The organism is Devosia insulae DS-56, from assembly GCF_000970465.2.
Classification (GTDB): Bacteria; Pseudomonadota; Alphaproteobacteria; order Rhizobiales; family Devosiaceae; genus Devosia_A; species Devosia_A insulae.
On the sequence record NZ_LAJE02000067.1, the window covers coordinates 1 to 26,940 of the forward strand.

Annotated in this window: 27 protein-coding genes; 16 read left to right on the forward strand and 11 right to left on the reverse strand. The window is 65.9% G+C overall.

All coding sequences use genetic code 11. The features are described 5' to 3' along the window. The first annotated feature begins 384 nt into the window (after positions 1 to 384). The 5 genes from VW23_RS03795 (at position 385) to VW23_RS03815 (ending at position 4,388) form a co-directional block, all read left to right on the forward strand. On the forward strand, positions 385 to 1,047 hold the full coding sequence (locus tag VW23_RS03795; protein ID WP_176730322.1) for a tRNA1(Val) (adenine(37)-N6)-methyltransferase: 663 nt from the start codon (positions 385 to 387) through the stop codon (positions 1,045 to 1,047). A gap of 48 nt (positions 1,048 to 1,095) precedes the next feature. Beyond that, positions 1,096 to 1,920 (forward strand): S49 family peptidase, encoded by an 825-nt coding sequence (locus VW23_RS03800; protein WP_069908262.1) that lies wholly within the window; start codon positions 1,096 to 1,098, stop codon positions 1,918 to 1,920. A gap of 3 nt (positions 1,921 to 1,923) precedes the next feature. Beyond that, a complete protein-coding gene (locus VW23_RS03805) occupies positions 1,924 to 2,142 on the forward strand; it encodes a hypothetical protein (protein ID WP_069908263.1) in 219 nt (72 codons plus the stop codon). Between the two features lie 61 nt (positions 2,143 to 2,203). Continuing rightward, the gene (locus tag VW23_RS03810; protein ID WP_069908264.1) at positions 2,204 to 3,391 is read left to right on the forward strand and encodes a low temperature requirement protein A; all 1,188 of its coding nucleotides are present in this window, start codon (positions 2,204 to 2,206) and stop codon (positions 3,389 to 3,391) included. A gap of 70 nt (positions 3,392 to 3,461) precedes the next feature. Next, positions 3,462 to 4,388, forward strand: coding sequence for a glycine--tRNA ligase subunit alpha (locus VW23_RS03815; RefSeq protein WP_069908265.1), 927 nt, complete (start codon positions 3,462 to 3,464; stop codon positions 4,386 to 4,388). A gap of 27 nt (positions 4,389 to 4,415) precedes the next feature. Here VW23_RS03815 and VW23_RS03820 read toward each other — a convergent pair whose 3' ends face one another. The 5 genes from VW23_RS03820 to ispH form a co-directional block, all read right to left on the reverse strand. Next, positions 4,416 to 5,198 carry a hypothetical protein gene (locus VW23_RS03820; RefSeq protein WP_069908266.1) on the reverse strand — a complete coding sequence of 261 codons (783 nt, stop codon included), beginning with the start codon at positions 5,196 to 5,198 and terminating at the stop codon, positions 4,416 to 4,418. 123 nt (positions 5,199 to 5,321) lie between these two features. After that, positions 5,322 to 5,648 (reverse strand): hypothetical protein, encoded by a 327-nt coding sequence (locus VW23_RS03825; protein WP_069908267.1) that lies wholly within the window; start codon positions 5,646 to 5,648, stop codon positions 5,322 to 5,324. 213 nt (positions 5,649 to 5,861) lie between these two features. Continuing rightward, entirely contained in the window at positions 5,862 to 6,335 is a 474-nt protein-coding gene (gene rnhA / locus VW23_RS03830) for a ribonuclease HI (protein ID WP_069908268.1), read from the reverse strand. Beyond that, complete coding sequence (locus VW23_RS03835; RefSeq protein WP_069908269.1) at positions 6,332 to 6,856, reverse strand: GNAT family N-acetyltransferase; 525 nt, start codon at positions 6,854 to 6,856, stop codon at positions 6,332 to 6,334. Before VW23_RS03835 ends, rnhA begins: the two co-directional genes overlap by 4 nt. Continuing rightward, positions 6,853 to 7,815 (reverse strand): 4-hydroxy-3-methylbut-2-enyl diphosphate reductase, encoded by a 963-nt coding sequence (ispH, locus tag VW23_RS03840; protein ID WP_069908270.1) that lies wholly within the window; start codon positions 7,813 to 7,815, stop codon positions 6,853 to 6,855. The genes VW23_RS03835 and ispH overlap by 4 nt, the downstream gene beginning before the upstream one ends. A 170-nt stretch (positions 7,816 to 7,985) precedes the next feature. Between ispH and VW23_RS03845 the strand changes: the two genes are divergently transcribed. Next, positions 7,986 to 10,226 carry a putative PEP-binding protein gene (locus tag VW23_RS03845; protein ID WP_069908271.1) on the forward strand — a complete coding sequence of 747 codons (2,241 nt, stop codon included), beginning with the start codon at positions 7,986 to 7,988 and terminating at the stop codon, positions 10,224 to 10,226. A gap of 284 nt (positions 10,227 to 10,510) precedes the next feature. Beyond that, positions 10,511 to 11,506 carry a cell wall hydrolase gene (locus tag VW23_RS03850; RefSeq protein WP_201788008.1) on the forward strand — a complete coding sequence of 332 codons (996 nt, stop codon included), beginning with the start codon at positions 10,511 to 10,513 and terminating at the stop codon, positions 11,504 to 11,506. Between the two features lie 270 nt (positions 11,507 to 11,776). Here the strand turns inward: VW23_RS03850 and VW23_RS03855 are convergent, their stop codons facing one another. From VW23_RS03855 to VW23_RS03880, 6 genes are all read right to left on the reverse strand, one after another. Then, entirely contained in the window at positions 11,777 to 12,379 is a 603-nt protein-coding gene (locus VW23_RS03855; protein ID WP_069908273.1) for an NAD(P)H-dependent oxidoreductase, read from the reverse strand. Beyond that, a complete protein-coding gene (locus VW23_RS03860) occupies positions 12,376 to 13,785 on the reverse strand; it encodes an FAD-binding oxidoreductase (RefSeq protein ID WP_069908274.1) in 1,410 nt (469 codons plus the stop codon). The genes VW23_RS03855 and VW23_RS03860 overlap by 4 nt, the downstream gene beginning before the upstream one ends. A 3-nt stretch (positions 13,786 to 13,788) precedes the next feature. Continuing rightward, complete coding sequence (locus VW23_RS03865) at positions 13,789 to 15,105, reverse strand: cytosine deaminase (RefSeq protein ID WP_244513367.1); 1,317 nt, start codon at positions 15,103 to 15,105, stop codon at positions 13,789 to 13,791. Positions 15,106 to 15,107: 2 nt separating this feature from the next. Next, complete coding sequence (locus VW23_RS03870; protein WP_069908276.1) at positions 15,108 to 15,974, reverse strand: ABC transporter permease; 867 nt, start codon at positions 15,972 to 15,974, stop codon at positions 15,108 to 15,110. Further along, positions 15,971 to 16,735: an ABC transporter ATP-binding protein gene (locus tag VW23_RS03875; RefSeq protein WP_084645498.1), complete on the reverse strand. Its 765-nt coding sequence runs from the start codon at positions 16,733 to 16,735 to the stop codon at positions 15,971 to 15,973. The genes VW23_RS03870 and VW23_RS03875 overlap by 4 nt, the downstream gene beginning before the upstream one ends. A gap of 138 nt (positions 16,736 to 16,873) precedes the next feature. Continuing rightward, positions 16,874 to 17,875 carry an ABC transporter substrate-binding protein gene (locus tag VW23_RS03880; RefSeq protein WP_055997083.1) on the reverse strand — a complete coding sequence of 334 codons (1,002 nt, stop codon included), beginning with the start codon at positions 17,873 to 17,875 and terminating at the stop codon, positions 16,874 to 16,876. Between the two features lie 229 nt (positions 17,876 to 18,104). Between VW23_RS03880 and VW23_RS03885 the strand changes: the two genes are divergently transcribed. From VW23_RS03885 to VW23_RS03925, 9 genes are all read left to right on the forward strand, one after another. Then, positions 18,105 to 18,494 carry a RidA family protein gene (locus VW23_RS03885; RefSeq protein ID WP_069908278.1) on the forward strand — a complete coding sequence of 130 codons (390 nt, stop codon included), beginning with the start codon at positions 18,105 to 18,107 and terminating at the stop codon, positions 18,492 to 18,494. A gap of 88 nt (positions 18,495 to 18,582) precedes the next feature. Beyond that, positions 18,583 to 19,377 (forward strand): creatininase family protein, encoded by a 795-nt coding sequence (locus VW23_RS03890; protein ID WP_069908279.1) that lies wholly within the window; start codon positions 18,583 to 18,585, stop codon positions 19,375 to 19,377. Between the two features lie 64 nt (positions 19,378 to 19,441). Then, positions 19,442 to 20,995 carry an aromatic amino acid lyase gene (locus tag VW23_RS03895; protein ID WP_069908280.1) on the forward strand — a complete coding sequence of 518 codons (1,554 nt, stop codon included), beginning with the start codon at positions 19,442 to 19,444 and terminating at the stop codon, positions 20,993 to 20,995. Between the two features lie 93 nt (positions 20,996 to 21,088). Further along, positions 21,089 to 21,997 (forward strand): glycine betaine ABC transporter substrate-binding protein OsmF, encoded by a 909-nt coding sequence (gene osmF / locus VW23_RS03900; RefSeq protein ID WP_069908281.1) that lies wholly within the window; start codon positions 21,089 to 21,091, stop codon positions 21,995 to 21,997. A gap of 231 nt (positions 21,998 to 22,228) precedes the next feature. After that, positions 22,229 to 23,419, forward strand: coding sequence for an ABC transporter permease (locus tag VW23_RS03905; protein WP_176730323.1), 1,191 nt, complete (start codon positions 22,229 to 22,231; stop codon positions 23,417 to 23,419). Continuing rightward, positions 23,412 to 24,350 carry an ABC transporter ATP-binding protein gene (locus VW23_RS03910; RefSeq protein WP_069908282.1) on the forward strand — a complete coding sequence of 313 codons (939 nt, stop codon included), beginning with the start codon at positions 23,412 to 23,414 and terminating at the stop codon, positions 24,348 to 24,350. The genes VW23_RS03905 and VW23_RS03910 overlap by 8 nt, the downstream gene beginning before the upstream one ends. Next, a complete protein-coding gene (locus tag VW23_RS03915) occupies positions 24,347 to 25,096 on the forward strand; it encodes an ABC transporter permease (RefSeq protein WP_069908283.1) in 750 nt (249 codons plus the stop codon). The genes VW23_RS03910 and VW23_RS03915 overlap by 4 nt, the downstream gene beginning before the upstream one ends. Before the next feature lie 13 nt (positions 25,097 to 25,109). Next, complete coding sequence (locus VW23_RS03920) at positions 25,110 to 26,453, forward strand: dihydroorotase (protein ID WP_069908284.1); 1,344 nt, start codon at positions 25,110 to 25,112, stop codon at positions 26,451 to 26,453. 157 nt (positions 26,454 to 26,610) lie between these two features. Next, on the forward strand, positions 26,611 to 26,940 hold a 330-nt coding region (locus VW23_RS03925; protein ID WP_342029913.1), incomplete at its 3' end, for a M28 family peptidase.

Sequence of the window (26,940 nt, forward strand, 5' to 3'; positions counted from 1 at the left end):
GGTGGGGGGGGGGGGGGGGGGGGGGGGGGGGGGGGGGGGGGGGGGGGGGGGGGGGGGGGGGGGGGGGGGGGGGGGGGGGGGGGGGGGGGGGGGGGGGGGAGGGGGGGGGGGGGGGGGGGGGGGGGGGGGGGGGGGGGGGGGGGGGGGGGGGGGGGGGGGGGGGTGGGGGGGGGGGGGGGGGGGGGGGGGGGGGGGGGGGGGGCGGGGGGGGGGGGGGGGGGGGCGGGGGGGGGGGGGGGGGGGGGGGGGGGGGGGGGGGGGGGGAGGGGGGTAGACGAAGCCACTGATCTTGTAAAACAACAAACGCTGACGCGCGACGCCTTTTTGGGTGGCCGCCTCACCGTGTCGCAGCCGGAAAAGGGGTTTCGGGCGGGGTTGGACTCAGTGCTGCTCGGTGCTGCGGTACGTGGCAATACGCATAGCCTGCTCGATCTTGGGGCCGGGGTCGGTACCGCGTCATTGGTGGCCATGGCCGACCTGCCGCAGCTCCACGCGACGCTGCTGGAGGCAGACCCGGCGATGGCGGCGCTGGCAAGCCTCAATATTCACGGCAACGGCATGGCCGAACGCGCCAGGGTGCTGACCCTCGACCTGACGGCGCCGGGCCGGCTGCGGGCCGCTGCCGGGCTCGCCGCCGATCATTTCAGCACCGTCATCGCCAACCCACCCTTCTTTGATCCAACGCGAGGCTCCGCGCCGACGCGTGCCCGGGCTGGCGCGCGACACATGGATGACGCCGCGCTCGACACATGGGTGAAGACCGCGGCGACCCACGCCGCGCCGGGCGGCGAGGTGATCTTCATCCACGTCGCCGAGGCGCTGCCGCTGCTCCTCGTGGCGTTCACCCAGCGTTTCGGCGCGGTCTCCGTGCTGCCGCTGCTGCCGCGTGAGGGCGAGGCGGCAAGCCGGGTGCTGATCCGCGGCATCAAGGGCTCGCGCGCGCCTTTCGCTTTGCTGGCGGCGCGGGCGATGCATGAAGCCGAAGGGCGCGGTTTTCGCCCCGCGTTCGACGCCATCTTCCGCGGCACGTCTCGCCTCATCTGGTAATCCCGCTGCCGGGCACATACATCTGCGCGGTCAAAAACGAGGCGTCACATGGGTTTGCGGTCCTGGATCAAACGTACGATGGGGCAGACCGGCCCGGTTGTTCCGGTGGTGCGCCTGCATGGCGTGATCGCTGCGGACCAGCGTCCCGGTCGGCTGAACATCGAGGCGGTGGCGCCGCTGCTGAAGCGCGCCTTCGCCGTGAAATCCGCCCCTGCAGTGGCCATCATCATCAACTCGCCCGGCGGTTCGGCGGTGCAGTCGCGGCTGATCTCGAAGCGCATTCGCGATCTTGCCGACGAGAACAAGAAGCCCGTGCTGGTATTCGTCGAGGATGCGGCGGCATCGGGCGGCTACTTCATTGCCACGGCGGGCGACGAGATCATCGCCGATCCGTCCTCGATCGTCGGCTCGATCGGGGTGATCTTCGCCAGCTTCGGTTTCGTCGAAACGCTGAAGAAGGTGGGTGTCGACCGCCGCGTTCACACTGCCGGCCGGAACAAGTCGACGCTCGATCCGTTCCTGCCGGAAAAGCCGGAAGACGTGGAGCGGATCAAGCAGATGGAAAGCGAGATCCATCAGGTCTTCATCGATTGGGTGAAGCTGCGCCGCGGCGGGCGCCTGAAGGCGTCCGACGATCAACTGTTCACCGGCGAGTTCTGGAGCGGCGTGAAGGGGTTGGAGCTTGGCCTCGTCGATGGCCTCGGCGATCTGCACGAGGTGCTGCGCAGCCGCTTTGGCGATAAGGTCGAGCTGCTGCCGATCGCCCCGAAGCGTGGTCTCCTCGCCTTCCCGCGCCTTGGTCTCGCAGCATTCACCGGCGACATTGCCGCGACGATCGAAGATCGTTCCATCTGGGCTCGGCTGGGTCTCTAGGCGATGACCGGCACGCTGCTCCGCATCCTGATCTTTGCCGCCATCATCCTCTTGATCCTGTGGGGCGTCAGGAAGATCTGGCGGGATTGGACCGGTCAGTTCAAGCAGCTCGACAAGGAGCGCCACGAGCGCGACCTGCGTGAGCGGCAGCGGCCTGATGTCATCACTCTGAAGCGCGACAAGGACGGCAAGTACCGGCCGCCCGAGGACGACGGCCGCTAGATTCCCGAAGACAGGCCCGGCGCTGGCCGTTAGCCTTCTCGTGGATCTTGGAGTCGCGAGAATGGTCGGCACCTTGCTGCGCAGTCGGCGCTCGGAGCATCACGCGCAGGTCACCTCGGTCGAGCTGTTCTTCGACCTCGTTTTCGTCATCGCCGTCACCCAGATTTCCCACGCGCTGGTCGAGCACCTGACCTGGCTCGGTGCATTGGAGGCGGCCCTGCTGCTGCTGGCCATCTGGTGGGCGTGGATCGACACCGCCTGGATCACCAACTGGCTTGATCCCGAAAAGCCGCTGGTCCGGCTGATGCTGTTCGTGCTGATGGGCATCGGGTTGGTGATGTCGAGTTCACTGCCTGAGGCCTTCGGTGATCGCGGCTTGGCTTTTGCCATCGCCTTCGCGGTGTTCCAGCTCGGCCGCACCGCCTTCATGCTCTGGGCCGTACGGGGCCGGCCGACGCTCTATCGCAACTTCATCCGCATCATCATCTGGTATGCCGCCTCCGCCGCGCTCTGGGTGGTGGGAGGGCTTGCCGGCGGCGAGGCCCGGCTCATCTGCTGGCTGATCGCTGTGGCGCTCGACAGCATGTCGCCGGCGCTCGGCTTCTGGGTTCCCGGCCTCGGGCGCGCCGACACGCGCGATTGGGACGTCGACGGCGGCCATATGGCCGAGCGCTGCGGGCTGTTCGTGATGATCGCGCTCGGCGAGTCGGTGCTCGTCACCGGGGTTGGTTTCACTGAGCTCGCCTGGACCCCCGACGTGATTCTGGCGATGACGGTATCGCTGCTGCAGTCGATTGCCATGTGGTGGATCTATTTCGGCCAGCATGCGGAAGCGGCGAGTGCGGCCATCTCCACCTCACCCGATCCTGGCCGCGTGGCGCGGCAGGCCTACACCTATGTGCCGGTCCTGCTGGTCGCCGGCATCGTCGTTTCGGCGGTCGGCGACGAGATGGTGCTCGCCCATCCGGTGGGGCATCTGGAACCGGCGACCGTCCTGGTGCTGATCGGCGGACCGTCCTTGTTCCTCTTCGGTGCGGCGCTGTTCAAGCTGGCCGTGTTCGCGCACTGGTCCGTGCCGCGTTTCGGCGGGCTGCTGGCGGTCCTGGCGCTCTATCCGCTCGCCACGGGCCTGACACCACTGCTGCTCTCATCGCTGACCACCGGCATCGTCGTGCTGGTGGCGGTCTGGGAGGCAGTGGAGCTGGCGCGCCATCCCGAGCGCTATCCAGCGGCCCAGCATCGCGAATGAACTGCGGAATTGACCCGCTGCGCTGGCCCAACTAGGTTCCGCCCGCCATTCGCACCCCGGAATATAGCCGATGCCCGACGCTTTGCCCGCCCACATGGACCCCCGGAATTCGTTCCAGGGCCTGATCCTGACGCTGCAGCGCTTCTGGGCGGAGCAGGGTTGCGTGATCCTGCAGCCATACGACATGCAGATGGGCGCCGGTACTTTCCACACCGCGACGACGCTGAGGGCGCTGGGGCCAAAGCCGTGGAAGGCCGCCTATGTGCAGCCGTCGCGCCGCCCCAAGGACGGCCGCTACGGCGAGAACCCCAACCGGCTGCAGCACTACTACCAGTTCCAGGTGATCCTGAAGCCGTCGCCCGACAACATCCAGGACCTCTATTTGCAGTCGCTGGCCGAGATCGGCCTCGATTCCAGCCTGCATGATATCCGCTTCGTCGAAGACGACTGGGAGAGCCCGACGCTGGGCGCCTGGGGCCTGGGCTGGGAATGCTGGTGCGATGGCATGGAAGTCAGCCAGTTCACCTATTTCCAGCAGGTCGCCGGCTTCGAGACCAGGCCCGTGCCGGGCGAGATCACCTATGGGCTCGAGCGCCTCGCCATGTATGTGCAGGGCGTCGAGAACGTCTATGACCTGAACTTCAACGGCCGCGAGGGCGAGGACAAGGTCACCTATGGCGATATCTTCCTGCAGAACGAGCAGGAATTCTCCAAGTACAATTTCGAGGCCGCCGACACGGAGATGCTGTTCCGCCACTTCAGGGATGCCGAGGAAGAGTGCCGCGCCATCCTCAGGAAAGGCGCCGACGGCAATCGCCAGACCATGGCAGTCCCCGCCTATGAGCAGGTCGTCAAGGCCAGCCATAACTTCAACCTGCTCGACGCACGCGGCGTGATCTCGGTGCAGGAGCGCCAGAGCTACATTCTGAGGATCCGCGAACTGGCGAAAGAGTGCGGCGCCGCCTGGCTGCAAACGGCGGGCGGCGGGGCGGAGTAGCGCCCGCGCCGGTTCATCCAGCGCCGGTCAGCCGTTGGCGCCTGCCGTCGCCGATGGGATGGCGCGGCCTTCGACATAGTGGCCGTAGAGCGTGGTCAGGATGCTCACGCCGACGATCATTTTCACCCAGCCCGTCGCCAGTGTCCAAAGCACGGCGAGGAAGCCGCCGATCGGACCGGCCAGGGCGAAGATGAAGGCCGGGATATCGATGACCAGCGCCGCAAGCGCCGAGAGCACCGCCAGCACGATGATCGGCACGTTGGCGCTGTTGGTCGCCTCCCAGGCCTGCCGCAGGGTGATCGGCTTGCCGATGGCGATAGAGGGCAGGATCGGCGCGAGCCGGTAGCCGACAATCAGCACCGCCGCGAGGGCGAGGAGGCCGGTGATGAAGATGCCGACCACGTTCAGCAGCGGGATCGCGACAATGCCGACCACCGCCGAGACGATGAACGACAGGACGAAGCCGATCAGGCCGATCAGCAGCGAATAGCCACCATAGGACAACAGCCGGCTGCTGTTGAATTCCGGAAACTGCCCCGCCGGCATCTCGTCGAGCAGCACATAGCGGTGCCAGGCCACCGCCACCCAGACGAACGCCACGATAGCGAGGATCGCGGTGATCACGCCCAGGAAGCCGCCGCTGCCCAGCGCTGCCATGGCCTGTTCCGGCTGCACCGGCGTCGGAAACAGCAGCGCAAAGATCAGCGCCGGCACGGCGTAGATGAGGTAGAGCAGCCCCGTGATTTTCAGGGCATTGCGCCAATCGCCCAGCACCAGGCGGACGGAATGTACGAACAGACTAACGCCCATGAAACGCCCCAATATCCAAATGTTGATGTCGACCCGGCTGGCAAGCTAACCGAACGGCAAGAGTCGCGGAAGCTTGCCGGTTGATTAGGCAGGGGATTGACCGTGCCATCGAATTGGCCGCCGCTATTCGCAGCTCACGTCGAGCCCATCGGAGCCGGTAAAGCGGAACCTCGTTTTGCCGGTGTCATCGGTGGCGAACACCCCGGTGAGCTGCATGTCCTTGAGCGGGCCGGACAGCGGGTTCACATCCGTCCCGGCGGAGGCGACCTGACCACTGGCGCTGTTGCCGTCGACATTCTTGAACGAATAGTCACCCGCCACGAACAGCGTCAGCTCGCCGAGATTGGCCCCATTCTCGCTGACGCAGGCATACACCCCCGGCGGCGGAAACTGGGCCAGCGCAGGGGTGGCGAGGAGAGCGATGGCAGCGGCGAGGGTGAACGGGCGCATGGGGTGGATTATCGGCGCGGCGGATGCATTGGGCAATACTCTGCCTGGGTCATCGCACGGGCGAACGGCACGACCACGGAATCATCCCCGCGAAAGCGGGGAACTCCGTTTGCGATGGTGCCAGATGCGAGAAAACAGAGGTTCCCGCGTTCGCGGAAATGACCCGGTGGGTGGAGCCAGAGTCGGACCCACCACCATTTCGGGGCCGAAAACCTAAACCGGCGGTACCAGGCCCTCGGGCTTGCGGCGCTTGCCCTTGAACGGCTCCATGCCTTCGTTGGCGAGCTGGTCGGCGCGCTCGTTCATTTCGTCGCCATTGTGGCCCTTGACCCAGTGCCAGTTGATCTTGTGGCGCTGCGTGGCGGCATCGAGCGCCTGCCACAACTCGACGTTCTTGACCGGCTTCTTGTCAGCGGTGCGCCAGCCGTTCTTCTTCCAGCCATGGATCCACTTGGTCAGCCCGTCCTTGACGTAGTTGCTGTCGGTGTGGAGCTCGATCTCGCACGGGCGTTTCAGCGCCGTCAGCGCTTCGATGGCCGCCGTCAGTTCCATCTGGTTGTTGGTGGTGAGCGGCGCGCCACCCTTGAGGTCCTTGACGGTATCGCCGTACTGCAGCACGGCGCCCCAGCCGCCCGGGCCGGGATTGCCCGAGCAGGCGCCGTCGGTGTGGATTATGACCGAGTTCATGCTGCCGGCCGATCGTAGCGATAGAACTCGACATCGGGGTGGTCGTAGCTGTCGCCCGTGTGGGTATAGACGCCGCCAAGTTTGCGCAGCACCTTCAGCGAGGCCTCGTTGCGCGCATCCGCCATGCCGAGGAAGTGGTCGCGATCGGTTTCGCGCCAATACCAATCCCTGAGCCCGCTCGCCGCCTCGAGGACGTAGCCATTGCCCCAGAACTCCGGATAGAGCGAGTAGCCGATCTCGGGGATTTCCTCGGGCCCGTAGATGCCGAAGCCGCAACGCCCCACCAGTACCCCGTCAGCTTTTCGCGTCACCCGAAGCTTGCCCATCTTCTGCCGTTCGAACAAAGCGATCCAATGGGCCAGCGCCTGGTCCATCTCCTCGGTCGTCCATGGCCGACCATGTCCGGTGAGATAGCGCGCCACGGTCGGATCGCCGTGCAGGCGGTAGAGATCCTCGATCTGGTCGGCGCGCCAGCCGGAGAGCACCAGCCGGTCGGTTTCGAGAAGCGTCAGGTCGGTCATGCTGCAGGCTGGGCTCGGAGTTCGCGGGGGAGGTTGAAGACGATGCTTTCGCGCTGTTCGCCACTGGCGCTGACCGCGATATCGAAGCGCTGCGCGAAGGCTTCGATCACCTCGTCCACCAGCGTCTCGGGCGCCGAAGCGCCGGCGGTAATGCCGAGTGTCTTGATGCCCTCGAATCGGGCCCAGTCGATCTTGTCGGCGCGCTCGACCAGCGAGGCATTGGCACAGCCGACGCGCTGCGCCACTTCGACCAGCCGCACCGAGTTGGACGACTCGGGAGCGCCGACGACGATCATCGCATCGACATGCGGCGCCACCCGCTTCACCGCTTCCTGGCGGTTGGTGGTGGCGTAACAGATGTCTTCCTTGTGCGGCAGCGCGATTGTCGGGAAGCGGCGGCGCAGCACCTCGACGATCGCCGAAGTGTCGTCGACGCTGAGCGTCGTCTGCGTCACATAGGCGAGTTTTTCCGGGTCGCGCGGGGTGAAGGCTTCGGCGTCCTCGACCGTCTGGATCAGCGTGATGGCGCCATCGACCAGTTGGCCCATGGTACCGATCACCTCGACATGGCCGGCATGGCCGATGAGCACGATCTCGCGGCCCTCATTGTGATGCCGGTTGGCTTCGATATGCACCTTCGACACCAGCGGGCAGGTGGCGTCGAGGAAGAACATGTTGCGGGCCTTGGCGCCCGCCGGCACGGATTTAGGCACGCCATGCGCCGAAAACACCACCGGAGCTCCGGTATCGGGGATCTCGTCGAGCTCTTCTACGAATACCGCGCCCTTCTGCTTCAGCCCGTCGACCACGTACTTATTATGCACGATGGCGTGGCGCACATAGACCGGCGCGCCATAGCGCTCCAGCGCCAGCTCGACGATCTGGATGGCGCGATCGACGCCGGCGCAGAATCCGCGCGGCGCACATAGCGTAATGTCCAAGTGCGGCCTTGTTTGCATAGGAGAGCAGATGCGTTCAATGACCGGGCAAGTCAAGCTGTGAGCGCCGCGACCAAAGCGTCCGGCACACGATCCCGACCGGGGTCCGAACTGTGCAGTTGCGGCGCAACGGCCTGAACGGCAATATGTTTCGCTGAAGTTGGTCGGAAGGTGTCCAGGTGACCCTCGCAATGGAAATGTTCGCGATCGCGCCCGCCACGGGCAAGGCGAACCTTTCCGCTATCCAGGACGGCCTCTTGGTCGGCAAGGCTTTGTGGCTGAGCCGCGCCGCCAACGCCGGGCTGCCGGTCGCCCCTACCATCGTCATCAGCCGCGCCGCCTGGAATGCGCTGCAGGAAGAGCGCAAGGCGCATGACGACCGGCTGCGCGTCCATTGGGTCGCGACGCTGTTCCGGCTGGTCGGCCGCAATGGCCGCCCGCCCGCCCTCGTAGTCCGCACCTCGAGCGCCGCGCACAGCGCCGGGCTGATGCCGGCTCGGCCGGGATTGAGCCCGCCGGCCAACGAAGCCGAGTCGGTCGATCCCGCCCGCCCGCTGGCGCGCGCCATTTCCGATGCTTTCGGTTCGTATGCCAGCTTCGATCCGCGACCGGAGCGCCAGATCGTCATCATCCAGGCCATGGCTGATGGCGACGTGCGGCAGTTCCTGACCCGCGACGCGCAGAACGGCGCGCTCGGCCCGGCGCCGGTCAACGGCACGCCGTTCGGCCCGCTCCCGGCTTCGGCCACCGCCTTCGTTGATCTGCTCGATGCGGCCGCCGGCCAGCATCTGAGTTGCCTCGTCTCGGTCGAGGGTGACACCATCCGCCTGCTCTCCGCCCGCACCGCGCCGGCTTCCGCCGCCGCGGAACTGGAGGCTGCCGTTGATCGCGTGGCGCGCGGGCGCTGGACCCAGCGCGAGGCGGTAACCCATATCGATCCGGCCCGGTTGCAGCAGATGCTGCACCCGCGGCTGCGTTCGCCCGAAAGCGCCACCGTCCTGGCCAACGGCCTCGGCGTGTCGCCGGGCGCCGCCAGCGGCGTCATCGTCTTCAACTCCGAGGACGCAGCGCGGCTGAAGGCCCGAGGGCGCCATTGCATCCTCGTCGTCACCGAGACCGGCCCCACCGACATCGAGGGGATGAAGGCGGCGACCGGCATCCTGACGGCGCGCGGCGGCATGACCAGCCACGCCGGCGTCGTGGCCCGTATTACCGGCAAGCCCTGCGTCGCCGGGGTGCGGACGCTCAGCGTCAACCTCGCCGAGCTCACCTGCCGGATCGGTTCGCGGGAGTTCCGGCAGGGCGACCGCATCACCATCGATGGTACCGACGGCTCGGTTTATCTGGGCGCGCTGCCGCTGGCCCAGCCGCATATCGGCGGCGCCATGGGCAAGCTCCTCGGCTGGTCCGATGCCTCGCGCCGGATCGCGGTGCGGGCCAATGCCGAGACGGTCGAGGCAGTGAACACCGCGCTGAGCTTCGGCGCCGAGGGCATTGGCCTCGCGCGTTCCGAGCATATGTTCTTCTCACGCGAGCGCCTGGTGGCGCTGCGCCGGCTGATCCTCTCCGAGGATGCAGATGATCGCGCCAAGGCGCTGACCGGTCTCGTCGACTTCCAGACCGAGGATTATTCGGCGATCTTCATGGCGATGCATGGCCGGCCGGTGACCGTGCGGCTGTTCGATCCGCCGCTGCACGAGTTCCTGCCGCGCACCGACGAGGATATCGATGAGACGGCCCAGTCGCTCGGCCTCGAGGTGCGGGCGCTGAAGCTGCGGCTCGACCGCATCGCCGAGATCAACCCGATGCTCGGCCATCGCGGCGTGCGGCTCGCCATCACCTATCCTGAAATTTTGAAGATGCAGATCGAGGCACTGTGCGCCGGGGTGCGGGCGGCGTCGGCGCGACAGTCGGAGCCGGTGACGCTCGAAGTGATGGTGCCGTTCGTCTCGACCGTCTCCGAGGTGGTGGAGGTCAAGCGCCAGACCTATGCCATCGTCGAGCAGGCCGGCCTGCCGCCGGCCGCGCGCGAGCGCTTCGCCTTCGGCACGATGATCGAGCTGCCGCGCGCCGCGCTTAGGGCCGGGGACATTGCCGAGCATGTCGACTTCTTCTCGTTCGGCACCAACGACCTGACGCAAACCACCTACGGCATCAGCCGCGACGATGCGCCGGCCTTCCTCTCGGCCTACCAGCGCAAGGGCCTCTACGATCTCGATCCGTTCGTCACCCTGGACCAGAAGGGCGTCGGCGAGATGATCACCATCGCGATCGAGCGCGGCAAACGGGCCAACCCCAACCTCAAGATAGGCATCTGCGGCGAGCACGCCGGCGACCCGGCCTCGCTGTGGTTCTTCTCGCGGCTGGACGTCGATTACGTCAGCTGCTCGCCCTACCGCGTGCCGGTAGCGCGGCTGACTTTGGCGCAGTAGCCACACGCCCAGTTGGCGGAGCCAACGGCAATTTAAGTCAACTTAGCTGCCCCATTTCGCCCGCATATGGCCCAGCCTAGGCCACCTCCGGCCCGTCCTGACGCCAAATTTCCCCTGTTTACGGTCGGCTAACCCTAAACCCGCATTATCGCGAAGGCCGGCATTTGCGTCACAGTTTATCTAGATTGCCGGCGCGTCGTTTGTTGCGTTCGCGTGGATAGTAAAGCGTTCTGATGGCCCAGTACCGGACCACCCCGACGCGTCGGGCTCGCAATGAGCTCGCCGTGCTCAAGACATGCGCAGGTTTCGCGCTCGCAATTTTCGCCGTCGCCGGCTTGACCGGCGCTGCACACGCCCCCGATGGCGGGTCGCTTTCCGCCTATGAGGCCAGCTTAACGCGGCCGACCCTCAGTCGTTCCGGCACCGATGTGATCATCACGGGTTCGATCGACAACATTTTCCTGTCGCAGAGTTTCGTCGGCGCCAACCGCGCCATCAAGCAGGATCGCGCCCGTCCCACCGTAGAACTGGCGGAACTGACCGCGAGCTTCGCTGATATCCGCGCCAGGATCGCCGCCGCCCGCAACCCCAAGGGGGCTACGCCGGAGATAGTCGAGACCGCGAAGACGGATCTTTCCGATCTGACCAAGAGCGACACCAAGCTGCCCAAAGACATGCCGGTCGCGGTCGCCGCGCTCAACCCGGCCTGGACGACCCCGGCGCTCGACGCCATCGAGGGCCTCGCCGGCACCGGCAGCGATGTGCCGATGCCGCACACCATGTCGCAGAAGCTTGCCTATGCCCGCGCCGACCTGCCGGCGACCGTGTTCGACGGTTCGGTGCTGAACAAGTCGGGCAAGAAGGTTTCCGACAAGGAAGTCTGGTGCATGGCGACGGCCATCTACTTCGAATCCCGCGGTGAGAGCTATCGCGGCCAGGTGGCGGTGGGGCAGGTGGTGATGAACCGCGTCTCCCATAAGCTCTACCCCGACAGCATCTGCGGCGTGGTGTTCCAGAACCAGAGTAAGCGCAACGCCTGCCAATTCTCCTTCGCCTGTGATGGCATCCCCGAGAAGATCAACGACCAGAAATCCTGGAAGCAGGCCATGGACATCGCCAAGGACGTGATCTCCGGCAAGGAATACCTGACCGAAGTCGGCTACTCGACCCACTACCACGCCACCTACGTCTACCCGCACTGGGCGCCGCGCATGAAGAAGAACGTGAAGATCGGCATGCACGTGTTCTATCAGTTCAAGCGTGGCTGGAAGTTCGGCTGATAAGAGGTTGGGAGTGGCTGCTCTTCTTATTGGCAGCCGTACCCTCCCGCGCCCCCCTCTCTTGCGAAAACTAAGGACTTAGCTGCGCTAAGCCCAAGTTTTCGCTTTCTCCCCCGCCAAGGGGGAGAGTCCAGACTGATGCACCGATGCATATGGAGGCCACCGATCATCTCCCCCTTGGCGGGGGAGAAAGCAAAATCTTAGGTTTAGCCGTTTGGCTAAGCCTTAGATTTTGCAAGAGAGGGGGCGTGGAGGGCACGATCGCCCCCCTCAGAACCCCGCCATCTTGCGCTTCACCTTGTCGATAAAACCCTTCAACCCGGCTTCGGTCTGGTTGTTCATGTCGTAGAGCGCCAGGTAGGTCGGCGGCATCAGGGTGCCGAAGGTGGCCCAGGCCCAGCGCATGGCGAGGCGGCGCGGTGGGTCGCCCATGATCATGGTGCGGAAGCGATCGCCACCATAGGTGGTGACGTAGGCAACCTTCCTGATGTTCTTCATCCCCGGGATCAGCTTGCCCTTGTCCGGCGCGTCGCCGCCTTCCAGCACGAAAGCCACGCCCGGCAGGAAGATCCGGTCGAAAAAGCCCTTGAGGATCGCCGGATAGCCGTAGTTCCACACCGGGTGGACGAAGACGATCTTGTCGGCGGCGCGCAGCCGATCGACATAGGGCTTGATGATTGGCGTGAGGTTGCCCGGCACATCGTGATATTCGAGCCGTTCGGCCCGGCTCATCGTCGCCTGGAAATCCTCTTCGTAGAGGTTGAGCGCATCGACCTCGTCGCCCTTGGCCCGGAGCGTTTCGCAGACCGCGTTGAACAGCGCGCGGTTATAGCTGGTTTCGACCGGGTGGGCATGGACGACGAGGACCTTCATTCCGCCGCGCCGCCCAGCGTGTAGAGGCCGGTGAACAGCCAGGTACGGCCGGATTCGAAATCGAAATCCGGATCGTCCCAGGCGATCATCTTGCCGGGGTTGAGGATGCCCTTGGGGTCGGCCTCCTTCTTGAACTGCAGCTGCGCCCGGTCGGTCCGCTTCATGCCGCCTTCCTCGAGGGTGTAGCGGTGGGGGTTGAAGACGAGGCAGCCATTCTCCTCGTGCAGCCGGATGATTTCTTCGAGCCGCTCTTCCGAGCTGTAGCGGACAATCGGCAGGCCGGAGAACACCACGCGGCCATCGAAGCGCGTCATCTCGATATGCATCGGCATCTCGTCGCCAAAAGTGTCGACGGCCCATTTCACATGCGCGAGATCGGGGTACTGGGTCTGCAGATAGGTGATGGTCGGATCGATCTTGAGGCCGCGCAGCGTCGTGTGGTTCCAGGCCAGCTCGTAGATCGGCGGCAGCTTGGCCTTTTCCTCGGGCGTCAGCGTGTCGGCGCGATAGAGCAGGTCGCCTTCATGGAAGGCGACGAAATCGACCAGTGCGGGTACTGCGGCCGGGGCCGCCATCAACAGCACCACCGATTGCTCGCGGCTGCGGATATAGGGGCGATGGCGGTTGAAATAGTCGTGCGCCACCGGCGCTGCGACCGGCGAGATTTCCTTGCACAGCAGGCCATCCTGCAGTGCCACCTGCTCGGCGAAGGCGCAGGCATCGATGATCGAATCGAAGCCGACCATCATGTCGACCCAGTCGTAATGCGCGGTCAGCGGCATCTCGGCTTCGACGATGATGCCGTTGGTGCCGTAGGCGTGCGCCACCTTGAGGATATCCGGCCCCCGCAGGTCGAGGATGCGCGGCTCGGCCTCGCAGGTGACGACCTTCAGGCCGAGGATGTTGCCGAAATTGCGCAAGCCACCCCAGCGGATCGAGCCGACACCGCCCGAGCCACCGGCGATGAAGCCGCCGAGCGAGGCCATGCGATAGGTCGAGGGGTGGAAGCGCAGTTCACCGTTGACGGCGTGGATGGTCTGTTCGTCGAGCTGCTCGAGGATCACGCCGGCTTCGGCGCGCACCCGGTCCTGCTCGATCTTGATGACCTTGTTGAGGTTCATCAGGTCGAGCATGACGCCGCCTGAGAGCGGCATGGCCTGGCCATAGTTGCCGGTGCCGGCGCCGCGCGGCGTCACCGGCACGTCGTACTTGAACGCTTCGCGCAACACGGTGACGACCTCGTCAACGCTGCGGGGCGAGACCACAAGCTGCGCGGTGACGTTCTCGAGCTGCTGCTTCAGGCGCGGCGAGTACCAGTAATGATCGCGACTCTTCTGCTGCACGATGCGAGGATTGTCCTGCACCGGGATATCGCCGAGCGCGGCGCGGAAGGCGGCAATGTCCATGGTCTACTCCATCAGGTCGTCGAGTTCGCGATAGTCGGGCAGGGTCGTGTCGATCTGCCGGCCGTTGCGCAGCACGATGCGGTCATGTTGCGGGCGGGCGTTGAGCTCGGTCCAGCTGCGGGCCCGGAACAGCACGAGATCGGCCGGCGCGCCGACGTCGATCACTGCCTTGTAGGTGAAGCCGGCATGCGCTGCCGGGGCCGAACCGATAGCGCGGACCCAGTCCCAGGCCTCTGCCTGCGGATGGTCGAAATGGAGGATCCGCGCGCCTTCGCGCAGCACCTCGACACCATCGAGATCGCCATAGGCATAGAACGGGTCGCGGGTATTGTCCGAGGCGATGGCCACCACCGCGCCGGCCGCCTTGAATTCGTTGAGCAGCGTGGCGCCGCGGCGGATCGGGGTGCGGACGGTACCGTTCGTGTTGACCCGGTCCTGCAGGTAGATGTTGCACATCGGCAGCGAGACGATGGCAATGCCGGCCTCGACCGCCTTGTCGATGGTCAGGCGCTGGGTCCGCTCGTCCTGTACGGTAAGCACGCAGCAGTGGCCGGCCATCACCTTGCCGGTGAAGCCGGTCTCGAGCACCGCCTCGGCGAGATGCAGCAAGGCATGCGCGGTGGGGTCGCCGGTTTCGTCGGTGTGCAGGTCGAGGTCGAGGCCAAGCTCCCCGGCCTTCTCGACCACCCGCAGCATGGCTTCCTTCGAGCGCGCGTATTCGGCGACCGAGCCGCCAAGGATGCCGCCCGAGGCCTTCACCTGCTGCGCCACCGCATCGAGCTCGCCCGGGTTCACCAGCGTGTCCGGCCCGACGATCGACACGGCTTGCAATTCGATACGGCCAGCCCAGCGCGTCCGCATCTCTTCGAACAGCGACCAGCTGATCTCGTGCTGCGGCGGCGCGCTGTCGAGATGGGTGCGGATCGCCGCGGTGCCGTGGGCATAGGCGCAGCGCAGCGCGAAATCGAAGCGGCGCTCGACATCGGCGGCGGCCCAGTTGCGCTCGCGATCGGCGCCGACGGCGAGCAGCGCGCCAAGCCAGGTCCCATCCGGGTTCTGCTTACGCGGCCAGATATGGCCCTTGTCGAGATGCGTGTGGATATCGACGAAGGCCGGCAGGATCAGCCCGGCATCGAGATCGTGGCTCGGGCCCTCGACCGGCGCCGAGCCGGCCGGACAAATAGCGGCGATCGCGCCATCGACGATCTCGATGTCGACGGCTTCGACTTCACCACTGCCGACCTTGCCACGCGTCGCGCTCGGAACCCGGGCGTTGCGGAGTGTGACAGTGCCGGTCGATAGGGCAGGGGTGCCGTGCAAGCTCAATTCTCCCGCTTCAACGCGCTCTCGTGCCAGCGGTGGAGCAGCAGCCACGAAATCAGGCTGGTGAGGGCGAAGATGGCGACGCCGGTGATCATCAGCAGCACCAGCGCGGCGTAAAGGCGCGGATAGTTCAGGCGATAGCCCGACTCCAGCAGTCGGAAGGCGAGACCCGAGCCACGACCAGCCGAGCCCACTGCGAACTCTGCAACGACCGCCGCAATCAGCGACAGACCGCCGCCGATGCGCAGGGCTGCCGCGAAGTAAGGCAGGGACGAGGGGAGCTTGAGGTAGATAAGCGTCTGCCAGCGGCTGGCGCCGTTGAGCTCGAACAGGTTGAGCAGGTTGTGGTCGACGCTCTTCAGTCCCGCCACCATGTTGGAGAGGATCGGGAAGAACGCGACGATGAACGCGCAGGTCAACAGAACCGTCTGCGGGTCCTTGATGTAGATGATCAGCAGCGGCGCGATGGCGATCATCGGCGTCACCTGCAGGATCACCGCGAACGGGAAGATCGCGAGCTCGATCCACTTGGACTGGACGAGGATGATCGCGAGCCCAACGCCGCCAATGAGGGCAAGCGCCAAGGCCAGCAGCGTAACTCTCAGCGTGACCAGCAGCGACGGATAGAGCGTCGGCCAGTCGGTGAAGAGCGTGGTCACGACGGTGAGCGGCGCCGGCATGATGTAATGCGGCACGTTGTTGACGGTGATGTGGAGCTGCCAGAGCCCGATCGCCAGCGCCACCATGGCAACCGGGATGACGACGCGCAGGATGCGCTCGGTCACGCTGGTTCGGCTCGCAACGATGGCGACGGCGCTGTCGGTGCCGGCTTCCGAGGCTTTGATGGCGGTTGCAGCGTCGCTCATTTGCCGGCCGCTCCGATCTCGATGGCTTCCTGCAGGGCGCGCGACACCGTGTCGGTGGTGGCGCGATACTCCTCTGAGGTGCGGTAGTGGGAGTCGCGCGTCAGCGAGGTCTTGATCGGCAGGTCGGAATAGACCTGACCGGGGCGGGCGCGCATGACGACGATGCGGTTGGAGAGGAAGGCGCTCTCGAACACCGAGTGGGTGACGAAGATCACGGTGATGCCGCTGTCGCGCCACAGGCGCAGCACATCGTCATTGAGCTTCTGCCGGGTGATTTCGTCGAGCGCCGCGAAGGGCTCGTCCATCAAGAGGAGCTTGGGTTTGGTGACCAGGGCACGGGCGATCGAGACGCGCATCTTCATGCCGCCGGACAGTTCGCGCGGATAGGCCTTGTGGAAATCGGCGAGGCCGACCGAGGCCAGCACGTCCATGATGCGCGGGCGCGCGTCCGATTTCGATACGCCGCTGAGGCGCAGCGGCAGGTAGACGTTGCTGAACACCGTAGCCCACGGCATCAGCGTCGGCTCCTGGAACACAAAGCCGATATCACCCTTGGGCTTGCCGCGGCTGTCGAGCTGGCTCGATGGCCAGTCGATACTGCCGGTGGAGGGCTCGCCGAGGCCGGCGATGATGCGGAGCGCCGTCGATTTGCCGCAGCCCGAGGGGCCCAGCAGCGACAGGAACTCGCCGCGCTGCACATTCAGCGTCATGTCCTTGAGGGCCAGAGTGCCATTCGAGAACAGTTTGGAGACATTGCGCATCGAGACCAGGACGCGGCCCTTGGCGGTGTCGGTGGCCGGCGCAGCGGCGAGAGTGGTATCAGTCAATGCAAGCACGCCCAGGTTAGGGTCGGAACGGCGCCGGCGGAATCGCCGACGCCGATGGCTCGAATAGCCGTGTTATTTCACGAGGTCTACGCCGAGGCCCTGGCAAACCAGCTCGGTCGTGAAAGCCTGTGTATAGTCGATGCCGGCTTCGTAGAGGCCGACCTTCACGCCCTCGTCGTAATAGGCCTTCCAGCGGGCGTCGGTCATGCAGCCGATGCCTTTGGTCTCGGCGTCGCCCGAGATCACGATGCCATATTCCTTCATCTTGGCGATGGAATAGGCGATCTGCTCGTCGGTCATCTCAGGATTGTCGGCCTTGATCAGCGCATTACCGGCAGCGTTGTCGCCATAGAGGTAATTGTACCAGCCGATGATCGAGGCCTCGACGAAGCGCTTGGCGACGTCCTTGTTGGCATCGAACCACGGCTTCATGGTCTCGATCGTGGTCGAATAGGGAGCGTAGCCCTGGTCGGCCAACAGCCACACGTCCGGCGCGAAACCGGCTTCCTTCTCGATCGAGTAGGGCTCCGAGGTCAGGTAGCCCTGCTGAATGGCGCCTTCGTCGGCAAGGAACGAGGCCGGGTTGAACTGGTAGGGCTCATACTTTTCCTCGACGAACTCCGGCCAGGTCGCCTTCATCCAAAGGAAGTAGGACGACAGCGCGTCGGCGGCGAGGATGTACTTGCTGGCGCCGGCCAACTCCGGGAAGGTCTTGTACTTGCCCGGGTGCGAGATCAGGATCTGCGGATCCTTCTGGAAGATCGCGGCCAGCGTGACGGTTGGGATACCTTCCTTGACGCTGTTGATCGCGGTGGTGGTGCCGCCCATGTAGAACTGGATCTGCCCGGCCACCAGCTGCGGGCGCATCGGCGCCTGCGGGCCGCCCTGCGCGATGGTGACATCGAGGCCGTATTTGGCATAAGTGCCATCAGCCACGGCCTGGTAGTAACCGCCGTGCTCCGCCTGGGCGAGCCAGTTGGTGCCGAAGGTTACCTTGTCCTGCGCCATGGCGCCGCCCATGCCCAATGCTAGCGTTACCACGCCAGCGGAAATGAGCTTGGTGAAGTCGATCATCGTTAGTCTCCCTGTTAAGGTATCCGCCGGGGCTTGTCCCCCGCCCGGCCGTTAGGCAAACTTCCGTGCCCGAGGGCACACGAACCATTCATTCCGCGCCGGATTGCAAAAGAAAAGCCCAAAATTGCGCCATTCAGCGAAGTGCCGCTGGAATAGGCAATGCGGTTCAGAATGGGGCTTACATTCGCTGTCGTTTGACGCTTAGCTGAGCATACACATCGGGGGTCCTGTGCATAAGCCGCTTTCGCCTTCATCGATTCACCCCGCGTTCTCGCAATACAGCCTCGGCATCGAGGTCAGTTCGCGCTCGCGCTACGTGTTCTGTTCCGGCCAGATCGGCATCAGGGCCGACGGAACGATTCCCCCCGATTGTGCGGGGCAGACCCGCATCTGCTTCGACAACATCGCTGCCGTGCTGGCCGAAGCTGGCATGGGCTTCGGTGACGTGGTGAAGCTCAATGCCTTCGTCACCGGCCGCGAGCATCTTGCCGAATACATGAAGGTGCGCAACGAGCTGTTCCCCGAGCCGTTTCCGGCTTCGACGCTGATGATCGTCAGTGGCTTCGCCCGACCCGAGTTCGTCGTCGAGATCGAGGCGATCGCCGCGATCCCCAGCTGACTTCGAGGGCATTTTCGCCGTTTCCTTCAAACGGCGAAATGCTCCAAGTACTTGATTTGTCGCCCCTTCGCGCTGCAAGAGACCATAGATGAGCTACCGCAAGATCTGGTGGAACGACTTTTCCGCCTTCGAATTCCATGGCATCGACCCCAACAAGACCATCGCGGTGTTCCCCACTGCCGCCATCGAGCAGCATGGGCCGCATCTGCCGGTGGGGACCGACACCATCATCAACCAGGGGCACCTCGACCTGCTGGTCGAGCGCGCGCCGGCCGACCTCGATATTCGCATCCTGCCGGTACAGGCGATCGGCAAGTCCAATGAGCATATCTGGCAGACCGGGACGCTGAGCCATACGGCGACCAACCTGATCGATGCCTGGACGCAGATCGGGCTCGAAGTCGCCCGCGCCGGTGTGAAGAAGGTGGTGTTTGTCAACTCGCATGGCGGCAACGTCTCGATCCTCGACATCGTGGCGCGCGAACTGCGGGTGCGCGCCGGGATGCTGGCCGTGAAGACCGGCTGGAGCCAGTACTGGCCCAAGGACATCTATTCCGACATCGAGAACCGCCACGGCATCCATGGCGGTGACAGCGAGACCTCGGTGGTGATGCACCTGAGGCCCGAACTGGTGAACGGCGACAAGCTTCAGGATTACCCCTCGGTCGCGGCGCGCGACGAGCAGGCCTACAAGTACATGCGGCCCATTGGGCCAACGAGCTACGCCTGGATCGCCAGCGACATCAATCCGCTCGGCACCGCCGGCGACGCGCATCTCGCAACCGCCGACAAGGGGCGGATCACCGTGGAAACCGCAGTCGGCAGCTTCATCGAGCTGCTGCGCGAGGTGGAGCGTTATCCGTTGCCGGGCAGCCACGACTAGAGGCGTGGCCGCCCACACCCTCGGTCGAGTTGCGCTCCCTCGGGCAACCCGCTAATCCCAGCGCATGCAGCAGTTTCACTCTCCCGCCGGCACCCTCACGCTCGACGGCAAGCCCATGAGCTTTTCGAGCCTGGCGCGCGTCGGGGCACGAGCGGTTTCGCTCGCAGCCGATGCCGCCGCGATGGCGCGGGTCGATGTCGCCCGCAAGGTGGTCGAGGACAAGATCGCGCGCGGCGAGGCGGTGTATGGCGCCAATACCGGCGTCGGCGCCATGAAGGATGTCGAGTGGTCGCCTGAGGAGATCGAGACCTTCAACCTCGGGCTGGTCCGGGCGCATCATTTCGGCACCGGCGCGCCGTTCCCCAGTTCGGTGGTGCGGAGCGCCATGGCGATCCGCGTCAACACCGCGCTGACCGGGCGGGTCGGCTGCTCCCGCGCGCTGGTCGATGCCTATCTGGCGTTGCTCGATAAGGACGTGGTGCCGGTGGTGCGGCGTACCGGCTCGATCGGCACTGCCGATATCGGGTTGATGGGACAGATCGGCGCCGTGCTGACCGGCGTCGGCGAGGCGGTGTACCAGAACCGCCGCATGTCGGCCGAAGCGGCGCTGGCCGAGGCGGGGCTCGCGCCTTGCCGCATGGCGCCGCGCGATAGTCTCGCTTCGATCAGCGTCAACGCCGTGGGCTTTGCCGCTGCCGCTGAGGCGGTGCGCTCGGCCGCCTCGGCGATGCGCATGCTGCTCGCCACCGGCCTCACCACAGCCGGGGCGCTCGGCGCCTCGCGGGACCCGTGGAAGGCAGTGGCGCATGTCGGGACCGAGCGGGAGGCCGAGATCGGCGCGTGGCTCTACCACAATGCCATGGGTTGGGACTGGCCGAACGCCACCCATGTGCAGGATCCGCTGTCGCTGCGCATGATGGCGCAGGTGTTCGGCTCCGGCTTCGATACGCTGCTGGTCGCCGGCCGCACCGTGCTTGCTGCCACCGGTCGCACCGACGACAACCCGGTAGTGGTCGACGGGCAGGTGCTGACCTCAGGCGGCTCGCTGCCGCTCGACGTGACCATCTACCTGCAGACGGCGCAGCTGGCGCTGGCGCATGCGGCGCGCAACTCGTTCAACCGCTGCGTGCTGCTGTCGAACGGCGCCCGGCGCGACCTGCCGATCAACCTGGTGCCGCGCGGCGCCATCGCCACCGGCTTTGGGCCGATCATCAAGCTGGCGGGCGAACTGTTCGCCCGGGCGCTGTCGATGGCGATGCCGGTCTCGGCGCAATCGCTGGTCGTCGCGGCGGGGCTCGAGGACGAGGTGTCGTTCCTGCCACTGGTGGTCGAGCGATTCGAGCGCCAGGTGCGGGCGCTGAAGCGCCTCGCGGCGCTCGAGGGGTTGCTCGCGGCGCAGGCCATGGACATTCACGGCGACCGACCGAGCGGCGTGCCGGCGATGATCTACGACAAGGTCAGAAAGCACGCCGCCTTCTACGTGGTGGACCGGCCACTTTCTGCGGAAGTCGAAATCATTGAAAGCGATCTCGGCTCCGAACAGAGCATGGCGGAACTGATTTCCCACGCGCCCATTCCTGCACTGGACGAGTTTTTCGCGCTGGGCCCCGTCACGTAGCATGCCGGAGTATGACTTTTCCTTGGCGCCCGTATAGGTTTGGCGCCAATTCCGGCCCAGGGACTGCACGGCCGGAACAATAAGGAGACCATCATGCTTTCGAAGAAACTGCTCGGCGCTGCTGTCGCGCTGGCCTTCACGGTGACCGCTGCAAACGCCCAGGTCGTCGTGTCGTCGAAGATCGATACCGAAGGTGGCTTGCTCGGCAACATCATCAGCCAGGTGCTGCAGGCCAATGGCGTCGCCGTGACCGAGAAGATCCAGCTCGGCGGCACACCCGTGGTGCGCCAGGCGATCACCGCCGGCGAGATCGACATCTATCCAGAATACACCGGCAACGCCGCCTTCTTCTTCGAGAAGGCCGACGACCCGCTGTGGAACGACGCCGCCAAGGCTTACGCCGAGGCGAAGAAACTCGATTACGACGCCAACAAGATCGTCTGGCTCAGCCCGGCTCCCGCCAACAACACCTGGGCCGTGGCCGTCCGCAAGGATGTCGCTGACGCCAATAAGCTCGCGACCTTCAGCGAGCTCGGCGCCTACATCGCCGGCGGTGGCAACATCAAGCTCGCCGCCTCGGCCGAGTTCGTCTCGTCCCCGGCCGCCTTGCCGAAGTTCCAGGAAGTCTACGGCTTCACCCTGAAGCCCGACCAGCTGGTGACCCTCTCGGGCGGTGACACCGCGGCGACCATCGCTGCCGCCGCGCAACAGACCAACGGCGTCAACGCCGCCATGGTCTACGGCACCGACGGCGGCATCGCGCCCTCGGGCCTGGTGGTGATGACCGACGACAAGGGCGTGCAGCCGGTTTACGAGCCGGCCCCGATCATCCGTGAGGCCGTACTGCAGGCCAATCCGCAGATCGAAGAGCTCTTGAAGCCGGTGTTCGCCAAGCTCGACCTGGCGACGCTGCAGACGCTCAATGGCCGCATCCAGGTCGGCGGCGAAGCTGCCAAGGACGTCGCCATCGACTGGCTGAAGCAGAACGGCTTCCTGAAGTAAGCCGCCGCACGGTCAATGCATTTTGGGGGTGGGCAGGACGACTGCCCACCCCTAGTGTTTTGTGATGGTTTGGCTTCCGATGTGCACTGCCCCTCACCCCGGCCCTCTCCCCAGCGGGGAGAGGGGGCGGTGTGGCTCCGCCGGTGCTATTATCGTCCCCTACCGGCGAGGGCTCCGCCCTCGTCCGGGGCCCCACTGGGGAGAGGGTCAGGGTGAGGGGAAGGTGCGGCTTTGACCGATATCTCCGTCTCCCACTCTCGCCGCGTGCCATTCACCGTCGATAAGCTCGGTGTGCTGATCGCCGCACTCGCCGCCGTCGCTGCGTTCCTGCCCTTCGCCGCCTTCCGCGCCAACCGCATCGTTCTGGGCGAGGCCAAGGGCCTGTTCGCCGCACTCCCCGGCTGGGAAGCGGCCGTCCTCGCCATTGTGCTCGCCGCAGGCATCGGCATCGCCCTGTTCCGCACCCCGACCCTGTGGCGGCTGGCGACCAGCCTCGTCGTCCTGGCGCTGCTGTTCGTCGCCATCGGTCATGCCGGCAGCTTCCTGACCCCGCCTGGCGACAAGATCGCCCGCGTTTCGCCCGGCGCCGGGTTCTGGCTGTTGATCTTCGCCTTTGCGCTGCTGGCGGCCGACGCCATCGCCCGGCTGAAGCTGAAGCCATGGACGCGTATCGGCGTGCTGGCGGCGGTGGCGCTGTTCTTTGCCGTGCTGCTCGGCTCGGGCACCCTGAACGATCTCTCGATCCTTCGCGAATATGCCAACCGTGGCGATACCTTCTGGCGCGAGGCCCAGACGCATCTGGCGCTGGCGCTGGGCTCGCTCGCCGCGGCGACGGTGGCAGGCATCCCAATCGGCATTCTCTGCCATCGCAGCGATGCCTGGCGCGCGCCGGTGCTGAACGTACTGAACGCCATCCAGACCATCCCGTCGATCGCGCTGTTCGGCCTCTTGATCGCGCCGCTCGCCTGGGTGGCGGCCAACATCCCGGGCGCCTCGGCGGTCGGCATCTCCGGCATCGGTGCGGCGCCGGCCATGGTGGCGCTGTTCGCCTATTCCCTGCTGCCGGTGGTCGCCAACACAGTGGTCGGCCTCGATGGCGTGCCGCCTGCCGCCAATGATGCGGCCAAGGGCATGGGCATGACCGACTGGCAGCGGCTCACGACGGTCGAGTTCCCGCTGGCCTTTCCGGTGATCCTCACTGGCATCCGCATCGTGCTGGTGCAGAATATCGGCCTCGCCACCATTGCCGCACTGATCGGCGGCGGTGGTTTTGGCGTCTTCGTGTTCCAGGGCGTCGGGCAGACGGCGATGGATCTGGTGCTACTCGGCGCCGTGCCCACCGTGGCGCTCGCCTTCGCCGCCGCGGTCGTGCTCGATGCAACAGTCGAAATGGTCTCACCCAAGGATACGCGCCGTGATTGAGATCGAAGCCCTCACCAAGGATTATCTCGAGCTGACCGTGGTCGACCGCGTCAGCCTCACCGTCGCCGACGGCGAAATCGCGGTGATCGTCGGCACCTCAGGGTCGGGCAAGACCACGCTCCTCAGGATGATCAACCGATTGATCGAGCCCACTTCAGGCACGGTGAAGATCGATGGCCAGGACACCCGGGCGGTGCCGGCCTTCGAGCTGAGGCGCCGCATCGGTTACGCCATCCAGGGGCACGGGCTGTTCCCACACCGCACGGTGGGGCAGAACATCGCTACCGTGCCGACCCTGCTGGGCTGGGATAAGGCGAAGATCGCAGCGCGGGTCGATGAACTGCTAGAGCTGTTCCAACTGCCCGCGGCGGAGTTTCGCGACCGCATGCCGAGCGAACTTTCCGGCGGTCAGCAGCAGCGGGTCGGGGTGGCGCGCGCCCTCGCCGCCGAGCCGAAACTGCTGCTGATGGATGAGCCGTTCGGCGCGCTCGACCCGATCATCCGAGCCAAGGCGCAATCGGACCTGCTCGCCATCCAGAAGCGCTTCGGCACCACCATCGTGCTGGTAACGCACGACATGGAGGAGGCGATCCATCTCGGCTCGCGCATCGCCGTGATGGATAGAGGCAAGCTGCTGCAATACGCGCCGCCCGACGAGATCATCGCCCGGCCGGCGACGCCCTTCGTCGCCGAACTGATCGGCACCGGCGAGCGACCGTTCCGCCTGCTGTCGCTGGGCAAGGTCCGCGACCTGGTCGAGCCCGGCCCGGCGCAGGGCGAGCCGATTTCCGCCGATGCTTCGCTGCGCGACGCCTATGCCGAGTGCCTGTGGACCGGCCGCGAGATGCTGCCGGTGGTCGACGCCGATGGCGCCAGCATCGGCCGCATCCGCCGCGACGATATCGCCCACAAGGCCGAGCGCCCGCAATGAAACCGGGGCTGATCATCCGGCTGGTGGTTCTGGCGCTGCTGGTGGCGTTCATCATCACGCCAACGAGCTTTGCCTGGGTGTTCCAGCCGCTGACCAGGAACGGCCAGCCGCCGATCTACGTGCAGAACTCGCTGCTCAACCTGACCATAAGCCACCTGACCATCGTCGCCATCGCCACCATCGCCTCGACACTGCTGGCGGTCGGTCTCGCCATTCTCGTCACCCGCCCATTCGGGGCCGAATTCCTGCCGTTGAGCCGCTCGCTCGCCAATATCGGCCAGACTTTTCCGCCGGTAGCGGTGCTGGCGCTGGCCGTGCCGGTGCTGGGGTTCGGCACGGCGCCGACGCTGGTGGCGCTGTTCCTCTACGGCCTGCTGCCGATCTTCGAGAACGCCCTCACCGGCCTCACCACCTTGCCACCAGCAGTGACCGAGGCGGCGCGCGGCGTCGGCATGACCGACCGGCAGCGGCTGCTGGACGTAGAACTGCCGCTGGCGACGCCGGTGATCCTCGCCGGCATCCGTCTGTCGGTGGTGATCTCGGTAGCGACGGCGACCATTGGCTCGACCGTTGCGGCCTCGACGCTGGGCGAGGTGATCATCGCCGGGCTGCTCAGCAACAACCTCGCTTTCATCGCCCAGGGCGGGCTGGTGGTCGGCGTCATGGCGGTTCTGATCTATGATGCGCTTTCGGCGCTCGAGCGGGCACTGATGGCTCGCACTGGTCAACGCCGGCTGCAGTCGTAGGAGTCCGCACAGCATGTCCGATTTCGATCTCGTCCTCGCCGGCACGGTGGTGCTGCCTTCCATGGTGATCGAGGATGGCTACGTGGCGGTACGCGACGGCAAGGTGGTGCATGTCGGCGAGGGGGCGCCGCCGCACGCGCATGAGCGGCATTTGCTCGGCAAGGCGCTGATCCTGCCCGGCGCCATCGACGCGCAGACCCACTCCTTGAGCCAGAAGAACCAGGAGGATTTCATCTGGTCGACCCGCTCCGCCGCGGCCGGCGGGGTCACCACCATCGTCGACATGCCCTATGACGAGGGCAACCTCGTCTGCTCCGCCGAGGCGGTGCAGATCAAGGTGGCGCATGCCACCCCGCAGGCCCGGGTGGATTTCGCGCTCTACGGCACGATCAACCCGGAGGATGGCGCGAGCCGCATCGCCGAGCAGGCGGCGGCCGGCGTCGCGGCGTTCAAGTTCTCGACCTTCGGCACCGATCCGGTGCGCTTCCCGCGCATCTCGCCGCCGCTGCTGGCCGAAGCCTTTGCCGAGGTGGCGAAGACGGGGCTGACGGCGGGTGTGCATAACGAGGATGATGAGAGCGTCCGCGCCGCCATGGCCCGGGTGAAGGCTTCCGGGATCACCGACTGGCGAGCCCATGGCCTGAGCCGGCCGCCGCTGACCGAGTTATTGGCGACGCTGCAGATCTATGAGACCGGGGCTCAAACCGGGTGCGACGCCCATGTGGTGCACTGCTCGCTAAGTCGCGGTTACGATATCGCCGCCGACTATCGGGCGCACGGCTTCGGCGCCACCATCGAGTGCTGCATCCACTACCTGACGCTGGACGAGGAAAACGACGTCCGCCGGTTGGGCGGCAAAGCCAAGATCAACCCGCCGATCCGCCCGCGCGCCGAGGTGGAAGCGCTGTGGCGGCAGGTGGCGGCCGGCAATGTGACGCTGGTCTCGACTGATCACGTCAGCTGGTCTGAGGATCGGAAGACCAACCCGGACATGCTGGCCAATTCCTCAGGCGTGCCGGGGCTCGAGGCGATGGTGCCGCTGTTCGTCAAAGGCGCACTGGAGCGCGGTGTGTCGCTGACTTGGGCGGCGAAACTGATGGCAGCCAACCCGGCAAAGCACTTCCGGCTGGGGCAGAAGGGCGCCCTTGAGGCCGGCAAGGACGCCGACATCACCGTGCTGGTGGATCGGCCGGTGGTCTATGACGCAGCAAGGTCCGGGCACAATGTGGTGGGGTGGTCGCCATACAACGGCATCGAGCTGCCATGGACGGTGGCCGGCACCTGGCTGCGCGGGCAGCAGGTGTTTGACGGAACCAATGTGGCCGAGCCGGGGGCAGGGCGGTGGGTGCGGCCGTGAGAGCGCTGACTGACAGAGACGGCCCCCTCCCGGCCTCCTCCATGAAGGGGGAGGTGAAGAGTCGAGGCTGTGGCTCGATCGCGCCCAATACTCGAAGCGGCACCTCCCCCTTCATGGGGGAGGATGGGAGGGGGCCGTCTCTATCGGCGTGCCACCAATGACCCGCAACCTCCCCACCCAGGAAGCCCGCATCGCCGAGGATATCGCAACCCTCGCCGAGATCACCGAACCCGGCCGGCCCTACACCCGTCGCGCCTTCACCCCGATGTTCCTCCGCGGCCGCGAGTGGCTGGTCCGGCGCTTCGAGGCGGCCGGGCTGGAGACGCGCATCGACGCCTCCGGCAACCTGATCGGCCGGCGGCGCGGCCGTACCGGCAACGGCACCATCATGCTCGGTTCGCACTCCGACACCGTGCCCGACGGCGGGCGCTTCGACGGCATTGCCGGAGTATCGGCGGCGCTCGAGGTGGCGAGGGCGCTGCACGAC